Annotated in this window: 1 protein-coding gene; it reads left to right on the top strand. The window is 100.0% G+C overall.

What is annotated here, in order from left to right:
• Window positions 1–227: hypothetical protein (locus AC6H42_RS09380; RefSeq protein ID WP_497547896.1), on the top strand; the 227-nt coding region annotated here is incomplete at both ends.

Raw genomic sequence — 227 nt, 5'->3', positions numbered from 1 at the left:
GGGGGGGGGGGGGGGGGGGGGGGGGGGGGGGGGGGGGGGGGGGGGGGGGGGGGGGGGGGGGGGGGGGGGGGGGGGGGGGGGGGGGGGGGGGGGGGGGGGGGGGGGGGGGGGGGCGGGGGGGGGGGGGGGGGGGGGGGGGGGGGGGGGGGGGGGGGGGGGGGGGGGGGGGGGGGGGGGGGGGGGGGGGGGGGGGGGGGGGGGGGGGGGGGGGGGGGGGGGGGGGGGGG

This window comes from Massilia sp. NBRC 108631 (assembly GCF_059704565.1).
This window is presented reverse-complemented; position numbering and strand designations above follow the sequence as displayed.